Raw genomic sequence first — 3,435 nt, forward strand, 5'->3', positions numbered from 1 at the left:
CCGCTTCTATATCTCCTCACGGTCGATGACCGCGCTCCAGTTCGCCGAGGCCATACGTGGCCATTGGGCCATCGAGAACTCCCTCCATTGGGTACTCGACGTCACCTTCAACGAGGATGCCGCCCGATCTCGAACCGGGCATGGACCAGCCAACATGGCCGTCGTCCGACACTTCGCCATCAACATGGTTCGAAGCCATAACGACAAGCGCAGTATCAAACTCAGACGAAACAAAGCAGGCAGAAACCCACAATACATGGCCGAAATCATCCGAGCATGACTGTTAACCCGGATTCAGCGCCGTGCTGTTCGATGTTGCTCGATTGCACGATCTCGTCATGCCTTGCATAATAGGCATCCAGGATTTGCTGGGACTTCGGTGCGGGCTGCCGTTCGGCAAGCATCAAGATGACCATGTCCACATTGTTGCGCACAATTAGTCGGAAGACAATCCTGACCTTACCGGTGCGGACGAATTCCTCTTCGATCTGCAGTGCGACATGCGTTCGGTATTCGACGCGATGGGGGCAGGTCGGCGACGAGTATTCGATCACGGTAACGGGTGCTGAGGCGGAGCCAATCGGCGGTCCGCACGCCCTACGGGTGCATCATGTCCCCCGCGTTAGATGCGGTTGGAAGGTTGCCAATCCAAACACTGAGAATTCCCGCGGCGAGGCGCGAGAATAGAAACTTGGCCAAGATATGAATGTCTCCGGATGATTGCCGGTAAGTTCAGGGCGTCAGTGCTTGGATTTAGACCGCCTCAAACAGATGTCCGTGCAGTCCCGAGTCGGTTCGTCACTGACACTGCTGTGTCATCAAATGCTATACGGCCAGTGCCCAAACTTCAACGGTAGCTATTGCCTAGTGACCCAAGATCTGACTGAGGAATGCGCGCGTGCGTTCCGATTGCGGCGCGCCGAAAAATGCCTTGGGTTCGTTCTGTTCTACGATTTGACCCCGATCCATGAAGATCACCCTGTTGGCCACCGCTTGGGCAAAACCCATTTCATGGGTGACGCAGAGCATGGTCATGCCTTCTTCGGCAAGCGCGATCATCGTATCGAGCACTTCCTTGATCATCTCTGGATCAAGCGCGGAGGTCGGCTCATCGAACAACATCAGCCGCGGCTTCATGCAGAGAGCTCGCGCGATCGCCACGCGCTGCTGCTGCCCGCCGGAGAGCTGACCCGGATATTTATGCGCCTGATCCGGTATTTTCACTTTCTCAAGAAAGTGCATGGCGAGTTCCCTGGCTTCCTTTTGCGGCATCTTGCGGACCCAGATCGGTGCGAGGGTGCAGTTCTGAAGGATCGTCAAATGCGGAAAGAGATTGAAATGCTGGAACACCATTCCGACTTCGCGGCGGACTTCCTCGATCTTCTTCAGGTCGTTGGTCAGTTCGATACCGTCGACGACGATCTTGCCGGCCTGATGTTCCTCAAGCCGATTGATGCAGCGGATCATGGTTGATTTTCCGGAGCCGGACGGTCCGCAAATGACGATCCGCTCGCCCCGCTGCACGGTGAGATTGATGTCGCGCAGGACGTGGAACTCGCCATACCACTTGTTCATGGCGCTAATCTCGACGGCGATATCTGCAAGACTTGGCCGGTCGTCCTGTAACGACGCCGTTTTCATCATGATGTTGGTCATTATGATATCCTCCTACCGGTGGTCGGTCTTCAGCCGACGCTCCAAATATTGCGAGTAGCGCGACATGCTGAAGCAGAAGACGAAAAACACGGCGCCGATGAAGATGAAGAGCTCCCAGTATATGCCCTGCCAGTTGGTGTTGGCACGAATGGCGGCGGCAAGGGCGATCGGGTCAAGCAATCCGATGAACATGACGAGCGTCGTGTCCTTGAACAGCCCGATGAAGGAATTGACGATGCCGGGGATTGAGATCTTGAGGGCCTGCGGCAGGATGACGAGCTGCTGGGACTTCCAGTAGTCAAGGCCGAGCGCTTCCGCCGCCTCATACTGTCCTTTCGGTAGAGCGGCCAGACCGCCACGAATGACCTCGGCCATATAGGCGCTGGCAAAGAGCGTCACCATGATCACAACGCGCAGGATGAGGTCAAAGTTCGTGCCGGGCGGCAGGAAGTAGTTGAGCAGCAGCGAAGCCGTGAAAAGGAGCGTGATCAGCGGCACGCCGCGGATGAATTCAATGAACACGACGCTCAGCATATGGATGAGCGGCAGGTTGGAACGGCGGCCAAGTGCAAGCAGGATCCCGAGCGGCAGCGACATAGCTATCCCTGTTACGCCAATGATGATCGATAGCAGGAAGCCGCCGACATCGCGCGAGGCGATGCTATCGAGAGCGATTGGAGCCATGCCGTCTGCGAGGGACGAGATCGGCTGGGCCGCATAAACCCACCAGACGCTCGCGCCGATGACAGCAATGCCGACGCTCGGCCCTTTTCCGGCCCGTGCTGCCAACATGAACAGTCCAGCGCCGACAGCGAAGCCGAAATAGACCGAGATCGGAAACCAGAGGCTGCCACCCCAGATCAGGAAATAGGCTATGCCGGGGTAGACGATGCTGAACCAGAGAGCCCGTCGCGGCAAAGCGCGGAGCAGAACTGGCGCCAAAGCGGCGAAGAGCAGCGCGAATGCCAGCACCGGCCGCCAGTAGAGATGCGCAGGGTAGAAACCGAAGAGAAGCTGCGGCCAGCGGTCGCGGATCACGCCCCAACACGCGCCCGGCGCATCGCCCAGGACTTGCCGACACTCGACAAGTGAGTTGGCCCGCCAGACTGAATTGCCGAGCCATGGTGCGACGGCCACGATGAGCCATGCGACCGTAAGTACGGACCCGACTGTTAGAAGCGTGCTGAGCCAGCTGTTGAAAAGATTTTTTCTCGTCCATTCGAGCGTCCCCCCTCGCCCCGAAGGCCTTGGCGATGCGGCGACCATGTCCTGGCGCACAAAGGAGAGGTTTTGCATGTTCATCTCAACGCTCCTTCAGGCTGACGCGATTGTTGTAGATGTTCATGGCAGCCGAGATGCTGAGGCTGATCGCGACATAAGAGTCGGATTCGAAAAGCGTTCAACGATATCCATACCTTGCTAGCCGTCTGGTGATGAGACGAATGTGGGCGATCATGATCCACGCTTCGGCTGATGCGATGGAGCGTTCGACGTCTTTGGCCAATCTGCGGCATCTGCCAAGCCAGGCGAAGGTCCGTTCGACCACCCATCGACGCGGCAGAACCTCGAAGCCTTTCGCCTTGTCTGAGCGCTTGATGATCTCGATCGTCCAGCGCCCGATCTTTTTCAGTCGCCGCTTCAACTTATCGCCCGCATAGCCACCATCGGCGAAGACATGCAGTAACCATGGCCACCTGTGGCGGATGGATTTCAGGAGATCGGGAGCACCGTCGCGATCCTGGATGTCGGCGCTGTGCACCATGAGACCGACCATCAGGC

At 57.6% G+C, this 3,435-nt stretch carries 4 protein-coding genes and 1 pseudogene; 1 reads left to right on the forward strand and 4 read right to left on the reverse strand.

Translation table 11 applies throughout. The features are described 5' to 3' along the window. Positions 1–280 (forward strand): ISAs1 family transposase (locus PH547_RS33535; protein WP_285170457.1); only part of this gene is annotated, 280 nt, incomplete at its 5' end. On the opposite strand, the gene PH547_RS33540 is transcribed toward PH547_RS33535, so the two are convergent. The 4 genes and pseudogenes from PH547_RS33540 to PH547_RS33555 all read right to left on the reverse strand — a co-directional run. Next, positions 267–581, reverse strand: a complete 315-nt coding sequence (locus tag PH547_RS33540) for a thioredoxin domain-containing protein (protein ID WP_081598422.1) — start codon at positions 579–581, stop codon at positions 267–269. The two genes, PH547_RS33535 and PH547_RS33540, sit on opposite strands and share 14 nt — an antisense overlap. A gap of 283 nt (positions 582–864) precedes the next feature. After that, positions 865–1,656 carry an amino acid ABC transporter ATP-binding protein gene (locus tag PH547_RS33545; protein WP_004112771.1) on the reverse strand — a complete coding sequence of 264 codons (792 nt, stop codon included), beginning with the start codon at positions 1,654–1,656 and terminating at the stop codon, positions 865–867. Positions 1,657–1,668: 12 nt separating this feature from the next. Beyond that, positions 1,669–2,958 carry an amino acid ABC transporter permease gene (locus PH547_RS33550; RefSeq protein ID WP_120670741.1) on the reverse strand — a complete coding sequence of 430 codons (1,290 nt, stop codon included), beginning with the start codon at positions 2,956–2,958 and terminating at the stop codon, positions 1,669–1,671. A 97-nt stretch (positions 2,959–3,055) separates the two neighbouring features. Further along, positions 3,056–3,435 (reverse strand): annotated as a pseudogene (locus PH547_RS33555) (IS5-like element ISRtr4 family transposase); the annotation flags it as partial.

This window comes from Rhizobium cerradonense (genome assembly GCF_030182455.1).
Lineage (GTDB): Bacteria > Pseudomonadota > Alphaproteobacteria > Rhizobiales > Rhizobiaceae > Rhizobium.